The 18,485-nt window shown below is 70.4% G+C and carries 14 protein-coding genes and 1 pseudogene; 7 read left to right on the forward strand and 8 right to left on the reverse strand.

What is annotated here, in order from left to right:
* The first annotated feature begins 100 nt into the window (after positions 1 to 100).
* On the forward strand, positions 101 to 2,650 hold the full coding sequence (locus tag ACZ4WS_RS13555; protein ID WP_467980057.1) for an FG-GAP-like repeat-containing protein: 2,550 nt from the start codon (positions 101 to 103) through the stop codon (positions 2,648 to 2,650).
* Positions 2,651 to 2,873: 223 nt separating this feature from the next.
* Positions 2,874 to 3,371, forward strand: coding sequence for a DUF234 domain-containing protein (locus ACZ4WS_RS13560; RefSeq protein ID WP_467980059.1), 498 nt, complete (start codon positions 2,874 to 2,876; stop codon positions 3,369 to 3,371).
* 54 nt (positions 3,372 to 3,425) lie between these two features.
* Here ACZ4WS_RS13560 and ACZ4WS_RS13565 read toward each other — a convergent pair whose 3' ends face one another.
* Both ACZ4WS_RS13565 and aspS read right to left on the reverse strand, forming a co-directional pair.
* Positions 3,426 to 4,370: an intradiol ring-cleavage dioxygenase gene (locus ACZ4WS_RS13565; protein ID WP_467980061.1), complete on the reverse strand. Its 945-nt coding sequence runs from the start codon at positions 4,368 to 4,370 to the stop codon at positions 3,426 to 3,428.
* A 117-nt stretch (positions 4,371 to 4,487) separates the two neighbouring features.
* The gene (aspS, locus tag ACZ4WS_RS13570) at positions 4,488 to 6,251 is read right to left on the reverse strand and encodes an aspartate--tRNA ligase (RefSeq protein ID WP_467980063.1); all 1,764 of its coding nucleotides are present in this window, start codon (positions 6,249 to 6,251) and stop codon (positions 4,488 to 4,490) included.
* A 153-nt stretch (positions 6,252 to 6,404) separates the two neighbouring features.
* Between aspS and ACZ4WS_RS13575 the strand changes: the two genes are divergently transcribed.
* Entirely contained in the window at positions 6,405 to 8,606 is a 2,202-nt protein-coding gene (locus ACZ4WS_RS13575; RefSeq protein WP_467980064.1) for an ATP-binding SpoIIE family protein phosphatase, read from the forward strand.
* On the opposite strand, the gene ACZ4WS_RS13580 is transcribed toward ACZ4WS_RS13575, so the two are convergent.
* From ACZ4WS_RS13580 to ACZ4WS_RS13595, 4 genes are all read right to left on the reverse strand, one after another.
* On the reverse strand, positions 8,579 to 9,622 hold the full coding sequence (locus ACZ4WS_RS13580; protein ID WP_467980066.1) for an AI-2E family transporter: 1,044 nt from the start codon (positions 9,620 to 9,622) through the stop codon (positions 8,579 to 8,581). The genes ACZ4WS_RS13575 and ACZ4WS_RS13580 overlap by 28 nt on opposite strands.
* 156 nt (positions 9,623 to 9,778) lie before the next feature.
* Positions 9,779 to 10,126 (reverse strand): VOC family protein, encoded by a 348-nt coding sequence (locus ACZ4WS_RS13585; protein WP_467980068.1) that lies wholly within the window; start codon positions 10,124 to 10,126, stop codon positions 9,779 to 9,781.
* A gap of 198 nt (positions 10,127 to 10,324) precedes the next feature.
* Positions 10,325 to 11,296 carry a pirin family protein gene (locus ACZ4WS_RS13590; RefSeq protein WP_467980069.1) on the reverse strand — a complete coding sequence of 324 codons (972 nt, stop codon included), beginning with the start codon at positions 11,294 to 11,296 and terminating at the stop codon, positions 10,325 to 10,327.
* Between the two features lie 117 nt (positions 11,297 to 11,413).
* Positions 11,414 to 11,905 (reverse strand): SseB family protein, encoded by a 492-nt coding sequence (locus ACZ4WS_RS13595; RefSeq protein WP_467980071.1) that lies wholly within the window; start codon positions 11,903 to 11,905, stop codon positions 11,414 to 11,416.
* A 143-nt stretch (positions 11,906 to 12,048) separates the two neighbouring features.
* On the opposite strand from ACZ4WS_RS13595, the gene ACZ4WS_RS13600 reads away from it, so the two are divergent.
* The 3 genes from ACZ4WS_RS13600 to ACZ4WS_RS13610 all read left to right on the forward strand — a co-directional run bounded on the left by ACZ4WS_RS13600 (position 12,049) and on the right by ACZ4WS_RS13610 (position 15,704).
* The gene (locus ACZ4WS_RS13600) at positions 12,049 to 13,875 is read left to right on the forward strand and encodes an acyl-CoA dehydrogenase (RefSeq protein ID WP_467980073.1); all 1,827 of its coding nucleotides are present in this window, start codon (positions 12,049 to 12,051) and stop codon (positions 13,873 to 13,875) included.
* 195 nt (positions 13,876 to 14,070) lie between these two features.
* Positions 14,071 to 15,369 carry a M18 family aminopeptidase gene (locus ACZ4WS_RS13605; RefSeq protein WP_467980075.1) on the forward strand — a complete coding sequence of 433 codons (1,299 nt, stop codon included), beginning with the start codon at positions 14,071 to 14,073 and terminating at the stop codon, positions 15,367 to 15,369.
* 89 nt (positions 15,370 to 15,458) lie between these two features.
* Entirely contained in the window at positions 15,459 to 15,704 is a 246-nt protein-coding gene (locus ACZ4WS_RS13610) for a DUF6458 family protein (protein WP_467980077.1), read from the forward strand.
* Between the two features lie 20 nt (positions 15,705 to 15,724).
* On the opposite strand, the pseudogene ACZ4WS_RS13615 reads toward ACZ4WS_RS13610, so the two are convergent.
* Positions 15,725 to 17,564, reverse strand: a pseudogene (locus ACZ4WS_RS13615) (thioredoxin-like domain-containing protein).
* A 152-nt stretch (positions 17,565 to 17,716) separates the two neighbouring features.
* On the opposite strand from ACZ4WS_RS13615, the gene ACZ4WS_RS13620 reads away from it, so the two are divergent.
* A complete protein-coding gene (locus tag ACZ4WS_RS13620; protein WP_467980078.1) occupies positions 17,717 to 17,983 on the forward strand; it encodes a hypothetical protein in 267 nt (88 codons plus the stop codon).
* A gap of 70 nt (positions 17,984 to 18,053) precedes the next feature.
* Here the strand turns inward: ACZ4WS_RS13620 and ACZ4WS_RS13625 are convergent, their stop codons facing one another.
* A complete protein-coding gene (locus ACZ4WS_RS13625) occupies positions 18,054 to 18,446 on the reverse strand; it encodes a cupin domain-containing protein (protein ID WP_467980080.1) in 393 nt (130 codons plus the stop codon).
* Positions 18,447 to 18,485: the final 39 nt, after the last annotated feature.

An 18,485-nucleotide genomic window follows, 5' to 3' on the forward strand; every position in this document is an offset into this window, starting at 1 on the left:
CAAAGCCCTGGTGGGGACGGATTCCGCGTACAAGTGCCGCTGATAGCATCCGCGCACTTGTACGGGGGGCAAGGGCCCCCCGCGGGAGGGGAACTCACACATGGGCAGATACGCCCTGTCGCGGCGCCGTCTGGCGACCGCGATCTCGTCGGCCGCGATCTCGTCGGCCGCGCTCGCTGTCGCGGGCGGTGCCGTCTTTCCGCTGATGGCCGCCACTACGGCCGCCGCGGCGCCGCTCGCCCCCTGGACGGCGGCGAGCACCATCACCGGCACGGACGTGGACACCTCCGTGCTGGACGTCGCCACCGCCGCCGACGGTTCGGCCGTGGCGGTCTGGAACCAGTTCGCGGGCACCAGCGGCACCGAGCGGAAGCTGTACGCCGCCGTACGCCCGGCGGGCAGCGACACCTGGGGTACGCCGACCCTTCTCACGACGACTGCCACCGAGGCCGGCAGCGTCAAGCTGCACGCCTCCGCGGACGGCACGGTCACCGCGCTGTGGGTGGAGTTCCCGGACGAGACCGCGCCGGGGGCGGGGGAGCTGGACATCCGTCTCGTCAGCTCCGTACTCTCGGCCGGCGGTTCGGCCTGGTCGGCACCCGTCGAGATCGTCGGCTCCGACGCGGCCTGGACCGACGGCGGCATCGACCTCGCCGAGGCGCCCGACGGGGCGCTCACCGCGGTCTGGGGGACCCGGGCGACCGCCACCTCCACGCTCGAGGTCAGCGCCGCCACCCGGGGCGCGGACGGCAGTTGGTCCGCACCGGCGCAGGTCAGCACCGCCGTCGCGGACGGGGCCAGCCTGGCCGCGAACCCGAGCGTGGCCGTCGCCGCCGACGGCACGACCGTCGTCGTCTACCAGCAGACGGCCGGCGAGTCCGCTTCACTGCGCACGGTCTCCAAGGCGGCCGGCTCCACCGAGTGGACCGCTCCCGTCGCGGTGACCGGCACATACCAGTCGGTGACCCCGCCCGAGCTCACCGCCGCGGCCGACGGCTCGCTCGCCCTCGCCTGGGAGGGCCACACCAGCGAGTCGGAGCCCGAGACCATCTACACGGCCACCCGCGCCGCCGCGGACGGCACCTGGTCGGCCGCCGAGACCGTGACCACCACGGACGACCTCGTCGACACCCCCGAGCCGCTGATCGCCCCCGACGGCGATGTCACCCTCGTCTGGGTCGACTACACGACGACGTTCGGCGCCCGCACCGCGACCCGCGACGCGTCCACCGGCACCTGGTCGTCCGTGAAAACCCTGTCGACCTCCTACGTGCCCGAGCAGTACGACACCGCCATCGACGACGACGGCACGGTACGCGCCCTGTGGACGCAGACCGGCGGCGGCGGACGCATCCTCATGGAGTCCGCGCTCACGGACGGCGCGTGGACGAGCCCGGTCCAACTGCCGGGCTCCGCGGCCGCGTTCGTACGCGGTGAGATCTCGGTCGGCGACGACGGCGCGGCCACGGCCGTCTGGTCCGGCGCGAAGAGCGGCAGCAGCAACGCGCAGCTGTACGGATCCAGGACCGCCTGGCCCGCGCTCTCGGCGAGCGCCACCACGGTCCCGGCCACCGCCGCGCTCAAGGGCACCACCGCCTCCAGCAGCGCCTGGGCACCCACCTGGCAGCTCAGCCGCCCCACCTCGTCCTGGTCGCTCACCCTGACCGACCCGGCCGGGAAGACCGTCCGCACGCTCACCGGAACGGCGGACGGCCTGAAGGCCACAGCGAGCTGGAACGGCCGTACGAGCGCCGGGAGTTACGCCCCGAACGGCCCGCTCACCTGGACGCTGAGCGCCACCCAGGACGGTGCGGCCAGCGCGGCCAAGCTGGCCACCGGCACGGTCACCGTCACCGGAGGCGCCGCCGTCGCCCGCGACTTCGGCAGCGGCGACGGGACCCCCGACGGCACCGGCGACCTGCTGACGATGAACTCCACGGGCTCGCTGACCTACCAGCTCGGCAAGCGCGCGACGGGGACCTTCCTGGGGAAGACCAGCGGCAGCGGCTGGGACCCGACCGTGAAGGCGGTGCCCTTCGGAGACCTGAACGGCGACCGCTGCAACGACGTGCTCGTGCGGATGACGGACGGTTCGCTGCGCGGCTACAAGCCCGGCTGCGGCAAGCCGGTCACCCCGTCGGCGTCGTACACGACGCTGGGCACGGGCTGGTCGGCATACAACGTCCTCACCTCGCCCGGCGACGTGACGGGCGACGGACGCGCGGACCTGATCGCCCGCAACTCCTCCACCGGCACCGTCTACCTCTACAAGGGGACGAGCTCCGGCACGCTCTCCGCGCGCGTGAAGCTGTACACGGACTGGTCCGGCTACAAGAAGATCATCGGCGTCGGCGACCTGAACGGCGACGGCATCGGCGACCTGCTCGCCCAGGACAAGTCCAACAACCTGTACCGCTACACCGGTACCGGCAGCGGCACCTTCAAGGCCCGCGTGAAGCTGTTCGCCAACTGGGGCGGCTCGTACAACACGGTCGTCGGCGTGGGCGACCTGACCGGCGACGGCAAGGCCGACCTCGTCTCGCGCGACACCTCGGGCAACGTCTGGCGCAACAACGGCACCGGAACCGGCTCCTTCGGCAGCCGCACCCAGATCGCGACGGGCTGGAGCGGCTACAAGTCACTGTCGTGACGCGCTGACGACGACGTCCGCCGAATCCGCCGGAGCCGACCCCGAATCCGGACGGGCCCGGGACGAAGTGTCCCGGGCCCTTGGGAGCCCCCTAGGACAGGACCCCGGCGCCGGTCGTGGTCGCCAGTTCCGTGGGCAGGTTCTTGGCGGACGTCTGGAGCCCGTAGGTCAGGGTCGGGGTCCAGTTCACCGTGTTAACCCTGGCAAGCCCGCCCTGTACCGCGTGGCCGACAGCAACCTGCGCCTCTACCTGGGCGCGACGCGGTCCGCGCAGGAACTGTCCAGGCGGGGGCGCCCCGAGGCCGCGTACCGGATCGTGGAACGGCGTTGGGCGGCATGGCGGGGACGAGCCGTCGAGCCCCTGATCCGTGAAGCAATGGAACTGGCCGGGGCTTCCGGGGACTGCCCCTGGCCCGACACAGAAGTCGTCGGTGGCTGGTGGAACCGGCAGATCTCGCCGGAGATCGATCTGATCGGCGCGGACCGCTCCCCTGTGGCCGGGACCGTGTTCTTCGCCGGCTCCGTGAAGTGGCTGGGTTCGCCCTTCGACCAGCACGATCTGAGCGCCCTTCAGACGGGCGCGGCCCAGGTCCCCGGCTTCGTCCCAGGCACCACGGGCCTGGCCGTCGTATCTCTCTCCGGCGTGACGGAACGCCTGCCGGACGCCGCCGTCGAGCTGGTGTGGGGTGCGCGGGACGTTGTCTCGGCCTGGCACGCCTGAGCCAACGGAAGAAGGGCCCGGAACCAGTCCGGGCCCTTCGTGTGCGTACGAGGGTCAGCTGGCCGACGCCGAAGCGCTCGGCTGGGTGTCCGTGCTGTCGTGGGTCTCGTCCGGGGCGACGCCCATCGTCAGGTGGGCGTGGACGCCCTTGGCGATGTTGTTCTTGTTGTACTTGAGGTAGAGCAGGCCGCCCTCGTGGCCGTTCTGGGGGTAGATCGTGTCCTCGGTCAGGGTCGTGCGGGTGGTGGTGTTCGTGGAGTAGGGGGAGACCTCCGCCGACGCCAGGACCGACTCCTCGGAGAAGAAGAGCTGGCCGGTGTGGCAGGTGTGGCCGCCCTCGTAGCCCGCGTCGGTCCAGGTGCCGTCCACGTGGACCTTCACGTGGATGTGGACGCAGCGGCCCTGGTACCAGCCCGGGAAGACCGTCTGGAAGGTGACGTAGCCGTGCTTGTCGGTCTTCCAGGTGCCGCGCAGGTAGCGCTCGTCGTCGGTGGGCTCGGAGTGGCCGCCGCCCGTGCCGCCGGAGGGGGCGCCCGACGGGGGCTCACCGGTGGGCGTGCCGGAGGGGGCGTCGGAAGGAGAGCCGGAGGGCGGGGTGCCGCCACCACCGCCTCCGTTGCTCATCGCCTCGTAACCGGAGTACACGCCCATCGCCGTGCAGTGCCAGATGTCGACCGCAGCGTTCTTCACGGGCTTGCAGGTGTCCGCGTCGATCACCTTGAGCTTGAGGGTCAGGGGGATGCCCTCCTGGTCCTCGGTGATGTCCTGGCGGAGCTTGTCCGCGTCGATGTAGTACGGGCCCTCGGTGGTCTCCGAGGTGAGCGTGTAACACGTCTCCGTACCGGTGGTGCTCGACGAGTCGGTGCTCGTCTCGCCCGCGAACGCGTTCACGGCGATGCCGCCGCCCACGCCCGCGACCGCGACGGCCGCTCCACCCGCGACGACGACCTTACGTCGCGTCATTGTCCGCTTGTGCGCCGGTCCTTGGGTCTCAGTCATGGGCCGGACGCTAGGGATGGCACCTGTCAATCACGTGGGTGCGGGCTGTGGTTTTGCGTGCTCATGCAAAAGTGGCCCGGAACCGGCGTCGGTTCCGGGCCACTTTGACGACTGGGACTACTTCGGCTGCGGCTTCCGCACCGAGAGGTGCAGCTCCCGCAGACGCGTCTCGTCCAGCTCCGTCGGCGCGCCCATCATCAGGTCCTGCGCGTTGCCGTTGAGCGGGAACGCGATGGTCTCGCGGATGTTCGGCTCGTCGGCGAGCAGCATGACGATGCGGTCGACGCCCGGGGCGATACCGCCGTGCGGCGGGGCGCCGAAGCGGAACGCGCGGAGCATGCCCGCGAACTGCTCCTCGACGGTCTCACGGTCGTAGCCCGCGATCTCGAAGGCCTTGAGCATGATCTCGGGCTCGTGGTTCCGGATCGCGCCGGAGGACAGCTCGACGCCGTTGCAGACGATGTCGTACTGCCAGCCCAGGATGTCCAGCGGGTCCTGGGTCTCCAGGGCCTCCAGGCCGCCCTGCGGCATCGAGAAGGGGTTGTGCGAGAAGTCGATCTTGCCGGTGTCCTCGTCCTTCTCGTACATCGGGAAGTCGACGATCCAGCAGAACCGGAACACGCCCTCCTCGAAGTGCCCGGCACGCTTGGCGGCCTCGACCCGCACCGCGCCCATGATCTTCGAGACCTCGTCGAACTCGCCCGCGCCGAAGAAGACCGCGTGGCCGGCAGCCAGGGACAGGCGCTTCGTCAGCTCCGCGACGTTCTCCTCCGTCAGGAACTTCGCGATCGGGCCCGTCAGCGAGCCGTCCTCGGCGACGCGGACCCAGGCCAGGCCCTTCGCGCCGAGCGTGACCGCGAAGTCACCGAGCTGGTCGAAGAACTTCCGGGGCTGCGCGGACACGTCCGGCACCGGCAGGGCGCGTACGTGCTTGCCCGCGAAGGCCTTGAACTCCGAGCCCTCGAAGATGTCGGTGATGTCGACGAGCTCCAGCTGGGCCCGCAGGTCCGGCTTGTCGGAGCCGTACTTCAGCATCGCATCGCGGAACGGGATGCGCGGGAAGGGGGACGTCACGTGCCGGCCGTTCCCGAACTCCTCGAAGAGTTCGGTCATCAGCTTCTCGATCGGCTGGAAGACGTCCTCCTGCTCGACGAAGGACATCTCCACGTCGAGCTGGTAGAACTCGCCCGGCGAGCGGTCCGCGCGCGCGTCCTCGTCGCGGAAGCAGGGCGCGATCTGGAAGTAGCGGTCGAAGCCGGAGATCATCAGCAGCTGCTTGAACTGCTGGGGGGCCTGCGGCAGTGCGTAGAACTTGCCCGGGTTCAGGCGGGAGGGGACGACGAAGTCGCGGGCGCCCTCGGGGGACGTCGCGCTCAGGATCGGCGTCGCCATCTCGTTGAAGCCCAGCGCCGTCATCTTGTGACGGATCGCGGAGATCACGGCCGTACGCAGCAGGATGTTGCGGTGCATGCGCTCGCGGCGCAGGTCGAGGAAGCGGTACTCCAGGCGCCGCTCCTCGTTGACCCCGTCCTCGGCGTTGATCGTGAACGGGAGCGGGGCGGCGGCGCCGAGCAGCTCGACCTCGCTGACCTCGACCTCGATCTCGCCGGTCGGCAGGTCCGGGTTCACGTTCTCCGCGCCACGCGAGACGACCTTGCCGTCGATGCGGACCGTCGACTCCTTGGAGACCTTGTCGAGGGCCTCGTAGGCGGGCGTGCCGGGGCGGGCGACCAGCTGCGTGATGCCGTAGTGGTCGCGCAGATCGATGAAGAGGATGCCGCCCAGGTCTCGGCGATTGTGCAGCCAGCCGCTCAGCCGGACGTCGCTTTCGACGTCAGAGGCGCGGAGCTCGCCGCAGGTGTGGGACCTGTACCGATGCATCGTCGTTCATCCAGTCTTCGCGGATCGGGGTCTGTTTCACGTGAAACTTCCGGGCTGGGGCCCGGATCCCCCAAGGGTACCGGGCACCTCAAGATCGCCCCGCCCCATTACCTTCGGTGGCCGTTCCCGATCCCCTCTTCTTACAGTGGGTGAATGCGCACTGGTGAGCCCCTGCCCGCCGTGGGGGACGTGCTGGCCCTCCTCGCGACCGGCCTGTGGCGCTGGGACAACGCCGCGGGGCTGGTCACTTTCGACGCCGAGGCCGCCCGGCTCATCGGGCTGCCCGCAGAGCCCACGACGCTCACCGAGGCGGGCGCGCGGGCCCGTTTCCACCCCGTCGACTGGAACGAGATCGACGGAGTCGTGCAGCTCGCCGTCGCCGAGGGCACCCTCGCCGAGGCCCGGCTGCGAATCATGGACGAGCACAACCGGGTGATCCGCACCGTCCGCAGCCGCTCCAAGCCGATCATCGACCCGAAGACCGGGGAGTACGAGCTGATCGGCACCCTCCAGGAGGTCAGCGAACAGCCACCGGGCGCCGCCGCGCGCACCCCGGTCACCGGCGACTGGCGCCGCTCCCGCGAGGCGTTCCTGCTGGATGCCGGGCGCGCCCTGGCCGAGGCGCGGTCCACGGCGGAGGTGCTGCGCGTCGCGGCGGGCCTGTCGATGCCGGGGTTCTCGCCGGACGGGCTGGCCGTCTTCGGCGCGGAGGGCGAGCGGCTGACGGTCATCGGGCACCACGGGCACCAGCCGGGCGACGAGGGACCGTTCTCCCACATGTCCCTGGCCACGGACTATCCGGCCGCGGAAGTCGTCCGTACGGGCCGTGCCGTCTATCTGTCCTCCCCCGAGGACTACAAGGAGCGCTACCCCGCCTCCTGGCCGCTGGCCATGCACTTCGGGCGGCAGTCCTGGGCGTTCCTGCCGCTCACGGTCGCGGGCCGCACGATGGGCGCCTGGATGGCGGCCTTCGAGTACCCCGTCACCTTCACGCCCGACGAACGCTCGGTCCTGACGACCGTGGCCCGCATGCTCGCGCAGGCCCTCTCGCGCGCCGGCGCCGCCGAGTCCGAGCGTGAGCTCACCGACGGCCTCCAGCGCTCGATGATGCCCACGCTGGGCCCCCAGATGCCGGGCATGAGCGTCGCCGCGCGCTACGTCCCCACCGGCGGCGGGCTCCAGGTCGGCGGCGACTGGTACGACATGATCCCGCTCCCCACCGGCCGCTTCGCCCTCGTCATCGGCGACGTCCAGGGCCATGACGTGCGCGCGGCGGGCCTGATGGGCCAGCTCCGCATCGCCCTGCGCGCCTACGCCGCCGAGGGCCACCGCCCGGACGCGGTGCTCTCCCGGGCCTCACGCTTCCTGTACGGGGTCACGGACTCGGTGACGTACGGGTCCAGCAGCGGCGCGGGCAACGGAGACGGCGGCGATCTCCGCTTCGCGACCTGCCTGTACGTCGAGGTCGACCCGGCGACCGGGACGCTCGACATCGCCCGCGCCGGGCACCCGGACCCCGCGATACGGATGGCCGACGGGACCGTGCTGATGCGGCCGACCGCGGGCGGGCTGCCGCTCGGCATCGACCCGGACGCCGACTACCCGACGACCCGGCTCGTCCTGGAGCCCGGCGAGACCATGCTGATCTGCACCGACGGGCTCATCGAGACCGGCGGCCACGATCTCGAAACCGGCTGGCGCCGCATCCGCCGGATCCTCGAATCCCATGACGGCGACATGGAGACCCTCGCCGACGCCCTGGTCCAGGCCGTGCACGGGCCCTCCTCGCACCACACCACCGGGCCGCTGGCCGACCGGCGCGAGGACGACATAGCGGTGCTGCTGCTGTGCCGGGTGGGCCCGGGGTGCGGCTGCGGCGACACGACGACGGTCGTACCGCCGACGGTGCGCCGCACCGTGCTGACCGTGGCGCAGGCCGAGCCCGAGCGGATCGCCGGGGCCCGCCAGCAGCTGCGGGAACTCCTCCACGACTGGGCCTCCGAGGACCAGCTCGACTCCGCGGTCCTCCTCGTCTCCGAGATCGTCACGAACGTCCTCGTGCACACCGACGCCGACGCCCTGCTCGTCGCCGAGGTGACCGGCGACCCGGGCAAGCGGCGGATGCGGGTGGAGGTCACCGACGCCAGCGACGACCTGCCGCACCGGCGCCACCCGGGCGAACTGGCGTCCTCCGGGCGGGGGCTGGTGTTCATGGAGCTCCTCGCGGACGCGTGGGGCGTGGACCCGCGGGGCGAGGGCAAGAGCATCTGGTTCGAGTTCCGCGAGCCGTCGGCGTCCGCGTTCTACGAGCCGTCGGCCTCCGAGTTCTACGAGCCGTCGGCCTCCGACGAGTAACGGGTCCGCAGCTCGGAGACGACCCCGAACGCGGCTGCCGTCAGCGGTACGGCGAGCAGCATGCCCAGGATCCCCGCGACGGACGCCCCCGCCGTGATCGCCAGCATCACCACCGCCGGATGCATCTGCACGGTCCGGCTCTGGATCACCGGCTGGAGCACATGCCCCTCCAGGACCTGCACGGCGAGCACGACCCCGAGCGCCCACAGCGCGATGACGAACCCCCGGTCCGCGAGCGCCACCAGCACGGCCACCGCGCCGGAGATGAATGCCCCGAGATACGGGATGAACGCCCCCACGAAGACCAGCGCGCCCAGGCCCACCGCGCCCGGCACACGCAGGATCAGCAGCCCGACGGTGATGCACAGGGCGTCGATCAGCGCGATGATCGTCGTCCCGCGCATGAAGCCCTCGACGGCCTCGAAGGCGCGGCGGGCCATGGCTTCGACCACATCGGCGGTCCCATGGGGCGCCAGCGACCGCAGCATCCCGGCCGCCCGGTGCGAGTCCCGCAGGAAGAAGAAGACCAGCAGCAGGGCGAGTACGGCCATGGCGATGGACTCGCCCACCACGCTCACGCCGCTGATGACATTGGACGCGGCCGTGCCGCCGAACTTGGTCAGCAGGTCCTTGGAGTTGGTCGCGAGGTCGTCGAGGGACGTGCCCGCCGCGCCGAAGTGCTCGGCGACCGACCTCGCGGCCTGCTTGAGCGAGGAGACGATCTGGGCGCCGGTGTCGATCAGCGCGGCGACGACGATGTAGACGGCCCCGCCCACGACCACGACCACCGCGACACAGGTCAGCCCGGCGGCCAGCGACCGGTTGACCCGCACCTTCACCAGGCGCCGGTACAGCGGCCTGAGCAGCGCGGCCCCCAACAGCGCGAGCAGCACCGGCACGACCGCCGTACGCAACTCCCCGCACAGCCGGATCCCGACCCACGCCACACCGGCGACGAGCAGGATCACGACACACCATGCGGCCAGCCGCCGGGCGCCTTCGGGGAGTAGCTGCACGCCTCCACCCGACCACGCGAAGGGCGGGCTGTCCTCGCGGGACGGCCCGCCCGAGTGACGCGGCGTCAGAGGCGTACGCCCTCGTCGCAGTCGAGGGCCGCGCGGCGAGCGTGCGTGCCGGACGCCGCCCGGCAGGCGCCACTTTCCCCGCAGGTCCTAGGACACCGGGTTCTCGATCAGCGTGATCCGGTTGCCGTCGAGGTCGTGGACAGCGGCGAATCGCACGTTCTGGCTGCCCGGCTGGATCGCCCCCGCCGTGATGCCGCGTCCGGCGAGATCGGCCAGCGCCTTGTCGAGGTCGTCCACGACGAGATTGAGCAGAGCCGCTCCGGCGTGCTCGGGCGAGACGAAGACCTGGACCCAGCCGGACGGCGAGATGTGCCAGTCGGCGAGCCCGGCCATCGGCCGCGTGTCGGCGGGACGTCCCAGAAGTTCCTCGTACCAGGCCACCGCGCGCTCGATGTCGCTCACCGGGGCCACCGCGAGAACATGTGTGAAGGCCATCGGGGTCACCTTTCGCACCCATCACATCCGAATCCACCGCGGGCATCTCGTACATCCGCAGGACTCCCGCGCGCCGGAAACTCATCGTGCCCCGGGAGCCGCGCTCCCGCGCGGCACCGGCGCCGCCCCGCACCGCCCACGCGAAAGAACCCCGTCCGGCATCCGGACGGGGTTCTCTGCTTGCGCGGGGCGAGGGGCCTACAGCCCGCCCTCGGTCATCCCGTGGACCGCGGGAATCGTGCCCAGCCGCCCCTTCTGGAAGTCCTCGAAGGCCTGCTGGAGCTCCTCGCGGGTGTTCATCACGAAGGGGCCGTAGTGGGCCATGGGCTCGCGGATGGGCTGGCCGCCCAGCAGGACGACCTCCAGGTCCGGCGTGTTCGAGTCCTGCTGCTCGTCCGCGCGGACGGTCAGCGAGGAGCCCGCGCCGAAGACGGCGGTCTGGCCGGTGTGGACCGGACGGCGGTCCGTGCCGACGCTGCCGCGTCCGGCGAGGACGTACGCGAGACCGTTGAAGTCCTCGCGCCACGGGAGCGTGAGCTCGGCGCCGGGCGCCAGGGTCGCGTGGACCATGGTGATCGGCGTGTGCGTGATGCCGGGGCCCTGGTGACCGTCGAGCTCACCGGCGATGACGCGAAGGAGCGCGCCGCCGTCCGGGGTGCTGAGCAGCTGGACCGTGCCACCGCGGATGTCCTGGTACCTCGGGGCCATCATCTTGTCCTTGGCCGGGAGGTTCACCCACAGCTGGAGGCCGTGGAAGAGGCCGCCGGACATGACGAGCGACTCCGGCGGCGCCTCTATGTGCAGGAGGCCCGAGCCCGCGGTCATCCACTGGGTGTCACCGTTGGTGATGGTGCCGCCACCACCGTTGGAGTCCTGGTGGTCGAAGATGCCGTCGATGATGTAGGTCACGGTCTCGAAGCCGCGGTGGGGGTGCCAGGGGGTGCCCTTGGGCTCGCCCGGCGCGTACTCCACCTCGCCCATCTGGTCCATCATGATGAACGGGTCGAGGTACTTGTAATTGATCCCGGCGAACGCACGGCGAACCGGGAAACCCTCGCCCTCGAAGCCGCTGGGCGCGGTCGTCACGGCGAGCACGGGACGGGCCACGGCGTCGGCGGACGCGGCCACACGGGGCAGGGTCAGCGGGTTCTCGACGGTCACTGCAGGCATGTCGGTACCTCCTTGTGCTTCGAGTTTAGTTGATTGTTGAACTTTCTGCCACCTGGAACGACGGACGCCCGGAGGGAATTCCCTCCGGGCGTCCGGGGCGTTTCACAGGCCTGGGGCCTAGCCGTACATGCGGCGCATCGCGAAGTCCACCATCTGCTCCACGGCCTTCGCGTCGAAGACCATCCGGTGCTCGCCCTCCATGTCGAGCACGAAGCCGTAGCCGGTGGGGAGCAGGTCGATCACCTCGGCGCCGGTGATCACGAAGTACTTGGACTCCTTGCCGGCGTACCGGCGCAGCTCCTTGAGCGAGGTGAACATGGGGATGACCGGCTGCTGGGTGTTGTGCAGCGCCAGGAATCCGGGGTTGTCGCCGCGTGGGCAGTAGACCTTCGAGGTCGCGAAGACCTGCTGGAAGTCCTCGGCGGACAGCGACCCCGTGGTGAAGGCGCGAACCGCGTCCGCGAGGGACGGAGTGGACGGCTCCGGGTACAGCGGCGGCTGCTGCCCGTAGCCACCGGGCATCTGCCCGCCCGGCATCTGCCCGGGCATCTGCTGCTGGGGCGGGACGTACCCCTGCTGTGCTCCCGCGTTCTGGTCATAGCCGTACATGGCCCAAAGAGTAGTGCGCCACATATGGGCGATGCGGGGTTGCTTCTTATTACTGACGGGTAGCATCATCGTAGCTACTTGTTGGTACGTGAACTAGGTGCGAGGAGTCAGTGCCTCGCCGATCCCTTAACGGAGCCGTCGCCATGGGGCACTACAAGTCGAATCTCCGCGACATCGAGTTCAACCTCTTCGAGGTGCTCGGGCGCGACAAGCTGTACGGCACCGGCCCGTTCGCGGAGATGGACACGGACACCGCCAAGAGCATCCTCGAGGAGCTGACCCGCCTCTCGGAGAACGAGCTGGCCGAATCCTTCGCGGACGCCGACCGCAACCCGCCGGTCTTCGACCCGGAGACCAACACCGCGCCCGTACCGGCGTCCTTCAAGAAGTCCTACAAGGCTTTCATGGACTCCGAGTACTGGCGCCTGGGCCTGCCCGAGGAGATCGGCGGCACCACCTCGCCGCGCTCCCTGATCTGGGCGTACGCGGAGCTGGTGCTCGGCGCGAACCCGGCGGTGTGGATGTACTCCTCGGGGCCGGCCTTCGCGGGCATCCTCTTCGAGGAGGGCAACGAGGTCCAGAAGCACATCGCCAAGATCGCCGTCGAGAAGCGGTGGGGCTCCACCATGGTGCTCACCGAGCCGGACGCCGGCTCGGACGTGGGCGCGGGCCGCACCAAGGCGGTCCAGCAGGACGACGGCTCCTGGCACATCGAGGGCGTGAAGCGCTTCATCACGTCCGGTGAGCACGACATGGAGGAGAACATCCTCCACTACGTCCTCGCCCGCCCCGAGGGCCATGGTCCCGGCACCAAGGGCCTGTCCCTCTTCCTCGTTCCGAAGTACGAGTTCGACTTCGAGACCGGCGAGCTGGGCGAGCGCAACGGCGCGTACGCGACGAACGTCGAGCACAAGATGGGCCTCAAGGCCTCCAACACGTGCGAGATGACGTTCGGCGACCGCCACCCCGCCAAGGGCTGGCTGATCGGCGACAAGCACGAGGGCATCCGCCAGATGTTCCGCATCATCGAGTTCGCCCGCATGATGGTCGGCACGAAGGCGATCTCGACCCTGTCGACGGGTTACCTGAACGCCCTTGAGTACGCCAAGGAGCGCGTCCAGGGCCCGGACCTCGCGAACTTCATGGACAAGACCGCGCCCAAGGTCACCATCACGCACCACCCGGACGTGCGCCGCTCGCTGATGACGCAGAAGGCGTACGCGGAGGGCATGCGCGCCCTGGTGCTGCACACCGCGGCGATCCAGGACGACATCCAGGTCAAGGAGGCCGCGGGCGAGGACACCGCCGCCCTGGAGGCCCTCAACGACCTGCTCCTGCCGATCGTGAAGGGCTACGGCTCCGAGAAGGGCTACGAGCAGCTCGCGCAGTCGCTGCAGACCTTCGGCGGCTCCGGGTTCCTCCAGGAGTACCCGATCGAGCAGTACATCCGCGACGCCAAGATCGACACCCTGTACGAGGGCACGACCGCGATCCAGGGCCAGGACTTCTTCTTCCGGAAGATCGTCCGCAACCAGGGCGCGGCGCTGAACTCGCTCGCCGAGGACATCAAGAAGTTCCTGGCGCTCGGCACCGGCGGCGAGGACCTGTCGGTGGCCCGCGAGCAGCTCGCCAAGGCGGCCGTCGAGCTGGAGGCCATCGTCGGCCTCATGCTCACCGACCTCGCGGCGACCGAGCAGGACGTCAAGAACATCTACAAGGTGGGCCTGAACACCACCCGCCTGCTCCTCGCCTCCGGCGACGTGGTCGTCGGCTACCTGCTCCTTCGCGGTGCCGCCGTGGCCGCCGAGAAGCTGGAGACCGCCTCCGCCAAGGACAAGCCCTTCTACACCGGCAAGATCGCGGCCGCGAAGTTCTTCGCCGCCAACGTCCTGCCGGGCGTCACCGGCGCGCGCAAGCTCGCCGAGGGCGTGGACCTGGACCTGATGGAGCTGGACGAGGCGGCGTTCTAAGAGGCGGCGTTCTCATACGCCTCCGAAGCGCGTCCCAGAACTTCTCCGCGGCGCGCTCCAAGGCTGGGCGGGCGCCGAGCCGGACCCTGTCCGTCCGGTCAGGCGCCCGCCCGCGCACATCCGCCACATCCCCTTTACGAGGGCCCGTTCCCCATCGCCGGGAGCGGGCCCTCGGGCGTCGTTAAGGTGAACCCCATGAGCACACCGCCCCGCTTCGACCGCGGCCACACCGACGACCTCATGACCTTCCTGGCGGCGAGCCCGACGCCGTACCACGCGGTGGCGAACGCCGCCGAGCGGCTGGAGAAGGCCGGATTCCGTCAGGTCGCCGAGACCGACGCGTGGGACGGGACGACCGGCGGGAAGTACGTGCTGCGCGGCGGTGCGATCGTCGCCTGGTACGTGCCGGAGGGCGCCGCGCCGCACACGCCGTTCCGGATCGTGGGCGCGCACACCGACTCGCCCAACCTGCGGGTGAAGCCGCGGCCCGACAGCGGGGCGCACGGCTGGCGGCAGGTGGCCGTGGAGATCTACGGCGGGCCGCTGCTGAACTCCTGGCTGGACCGGGACCTGGGGCTGGCCGGGCGGCTGACGCTGCGGGACGGCTCGACGCGCCTGGTGAACATCGACCGCGCCCTGCTGCGCGTGCCCCAGCTCGCCGTCCACCTGGACCGTTCGGTGTCGACGGAGGGCCTGAAGCTCGACAAGCAGCGGCATCTCCAGCCCATTTGGGGGCTGGGCGAAGAGGTACGCGACGGTGACCTGATCGCCTTCCTAGAGGAGGAGTCCGGACTGCCGTCCGGCGAAGTCACGGGCTGGGACCTGATGACCCACTCCATCGAACCGCCCTCCTACCTGGGCCGCGACAAGGAGCTGCTCGCGGGCCCGCGGATGGACAACCTGCTCTCCCTGCACGCGTGTACGGCGGCTCTGGCCGCGGTCGCGACGGCGGACTCCGCCCTCCCGTACATCCCGGCTCTCGCGGCCTTCGACCACGAGGAGAACGGCTCGCAGTCGGACACCGGCGCGGACGGGCCGCTCCTCGGCGGCCTGCTGGAGCGCTCGGTGTTCGCGCGCGGCGGCTCGTACGAGGACCGGGCGCGCGCCTTCGCGGGCACCGTCTGTCTGTCCTCCGACACGGGCCACGCGGTCCACCCCAACTACCCCGAACGGCACGACCCGACGCACCACCCGCGCGCCAACGGCGGCCCCATCCTCAAGGTGAACGTCAACAACCGCTACGCCACGGACGGTTCCGGCCGCGCGGTCTTCGCCGCCGCCTGCGAGCGGGCCGGCGTGCCCTTCCAGTCCTTCGTCTCCAACAACGCCATGCCCTGCGGCACCACCATCGGCCCCATCACCGCGGCCCGCCACGGCATCAAGACCGTCGACATCGGCGTCGCCATCCTCTCCATGCACAGCGCCCGCGAACTCTGCGGCGCCGACGACCCGTTCCTGCTGGCCAACGCGCTGGTGGCGTTCTTGGAGGGATAGTCCTCCGCGATCGGCTCCGCATGGCCCGCGGGGTCGCGGGTACTCGGCTCCCGCCCGGAACACCTGAACCGGGCAGGGAGGCGAGACTCATGGGCCTGGGCGGATGCATCATCCTGATCGCCGCGGGAGCCATCCTCACGTTCGCGACCGACTGGAACATGCAGGGCGTCAACCTCGACCTGGTCGGGGTCATCTTCATGATCGTCGGGCTGATCGGCGTGGCGACGTTCAGCAGCATCGCCCGCCGCAGGCGGGTGGTCGTGCCGCCGGCCACCCCGGTGGTCGAGGAGGAACGACACCACCGGGGCGGCTACAGCGACGGGTACGGCGTGTAGGCCCTCAAGCCGGCCGTACCTCAGTCGTCCATCCCCGCGAGGACCAACGGCAGCCGGTCCGCGCCGCCCTCGGTGAGGCGGACCGGTACGCCCCAGTCCTGCTGGTGGACGTGGCAGGCCGGGTACTCGTTGGCGGGGCCCGCGGCGGAGCCGCTATCAGATGGCGTGTCACAGGAGGCCGCCATCGCGCAGACGTGCAGGACGCCCTCCGTGACGGCGGGGTTCAGTTCCAGGGCGCGGGAGAGGTCCGTACCCGCCCCCTCCCCGGACAGCAGCAGCTCGGGCGGGGTCGAGGAGACGAGCAGCCGGGTGGACGGGCCGTACCGGATGTCTAGCTTCTGGCCGGACGGCGCCTGGAAGATGACGTCCAACTGGAGTCTGCCCGGGGAGACTTCGGTGGCCGCGCGCTGGGTGCGGTGGGCGACCGAGGCGACCTTCACCGCCTCCTCGGGGAGGCGTAGCCGAGTCAGCCGGTGGCGGGCCGACTCGACGACCACGATGTCGTCGCCGACGAGTACGGCGTCGCTCGGCTCCCGCAAGTCCGTGGCCAGCGTGGTCACTTCACCCGTCGCCGGGTCGTAGCGGCGCAGCGCGTGGTTGTACGTGTCGCTCACCGCTACGGAGCCGTCGGGGAGTGCGGTGACGCCCAACGGGTGCTGGAACAGGGCCTGTTCGGCCGCGCCGTCGCGGTGCCCGAAGTCGAAGAGTCCGGTGCCGACGGCGGTGTGCACGGCGCCGTCGAGGTCGACCCAGCGCAGGGCGGAGGTCTCGGAGTCGGCGAGCCAGAGCCGGTCCGCGGTGGCGGCGAGTCCGGACGGCTGCGCGAACCACGCCTCGTCCCCCGGGCCGTCGACAAGTCCCTCGTTCGTCGTGCCCGCGGCGACCTCGACGGTCCCCTCGGCCGGGTCGTACGCCCACAGCTGGTGCACCCCGGCCATGGCGATCCACACCTTGCCGCCGAACACGGCCACGTCCCACGGCGAGGACAGGTCGATCTCGCGCGCGGCGCCGGACGTCGGTGAGCCCTGCCACCACTGGCGACGGGCCCCGGTGAGAGTGGTTGATCGCGAGCACGTGGCCCTTCCTCGCATGCTGCGCGACGACGTACCGTTCCTGAGCAGTGGACAGGACCAAGCCTGTGCCACCGGCACGTCCCGAACGGTCTTGGACGCACTGGTCATCCGCTTTCGCATCCCAGTCGGCAACACACGTCCTGCGTGCGGTCCGGCCCAGGCGGGCGGAATCCCTCACGACCCGGTCGAGTAGGCGTGGCCAGAGGCGACGGGGAGGCCCCGAACCATCTCTCCGGTGGAGCGGGGGCCCCGCACGCTGGCACCACACCTGGTACCCCAAGTCGCACAGAACAAGTTACGCGCACTCGTCACACAGGCACACAAGTTGCCAACTGAATCACCCGATCGCATGAAAGCCACCAATTCGGCTTGGTCAAGCAGCAGTTGTGAACCCCTCGGGGTCGATCACGACGAGCGTCGGCCAGGCGCGTACGGCGTACTGCTTCCAGGTCGCGAGCTCGGGGTCGTCAAGGACCGGGTGCTCGACCCCGTACCGCTCGACGGCGTCGACGACCGCCTGGTGCTCGGCCTCGTGCGCGAACTTCGGCGAGTGCACCCCGATGATCACCACCGTGTCCCGGTGCTTCTCCTCCAGCTCCCGCAGCTCGTCCAGGACGTGCAGACAGTTGATGCAGCAGAACGTCCAGAAATCGAGGATGACGATACGTCCTCGCAGGTCGGCAAGGGTGTACTGGTCATCTCCCGTGTTCAGCCAGCCGCCCTTGCCGATGAGCTCGGGGGCGCGGACACGGGCTCGGCGGGGTGCGGGGGCCGGGGCGTCGTTCATGGGTCAAGGGTGCCATTGCGGGCTGTGTCCACCGGCAGCGGGCATCGCCGCACATGGTCACCCTGTGTGAGATCACGCGCACGGGATGCACACCCGTCGTAACGGAGAGATGCTCTACGCACCCAGGGGGGCCACTGCAAAGGAGCAGTTCCATGGGACGTAACCGCGACGACTCGCGCAGGCGGGACTCCGCCGAAATCGGCGGCTCCGGCATGAGCGACGCCGGCAGGAGCGACTCCGGCACGCCGGGCCGCAAGCGGGTGCACGATGACGACCGGCCGGAGCGGCGCGGGCAGGGCGTGCACGACGACGACATGCACGGCACGGACCTGCGCGACGACGACATCCGCGACCGTGCCGTCGGCGACGACCACGCCGCCGAGGATGAGGGCGGCCTGCGGCGGGACGACTACGCGTAACGGGCGCCGCAGCTCGCGTCGAGTCCCCCGCCGCAGCGACCGCGGGGGACTCGACCGCGTCAGGTCGCGCTCAGGCCAGCGCGTGCCCCGTCGTCGCGTCCACGTGATCGGGGACCTCGTCGTGGTGGTCGCCGACGGTGAGGGTGCCGGTGGGTTCGAACATCAGGATCGAGGCGCCGTTCGGGGCGTACGGCTTGTGCTCCGTACCGCGCGGGACGGTGAAGACCGATCCCTTGGGGAGGACGACGGTCCGCTCGCCCGCCGCTTCCCGGAGCGCGATGGTCAGCTCGCCCTCCAGGACCAGGAAGAACTCGTCCGTGTGGTCGTGGACGTGCCAGACGTGTTCGCCCTGGACCTTGGCGATGCGTACGTCGTAGTCGTTGACCGAGGTGACGATGCGGGGGCTCCACAGGTCGGCGAAGGAGGCGAGGGCGGTGGACAGGGAGACGGGTTCGCTGCTCATGGGCTCATCCTCAGCGGTGGTCCGGCACCCGCACGAGTG

This window comes from Streptomyces sp. NPDC029292 (assembly GCF_055569295.1).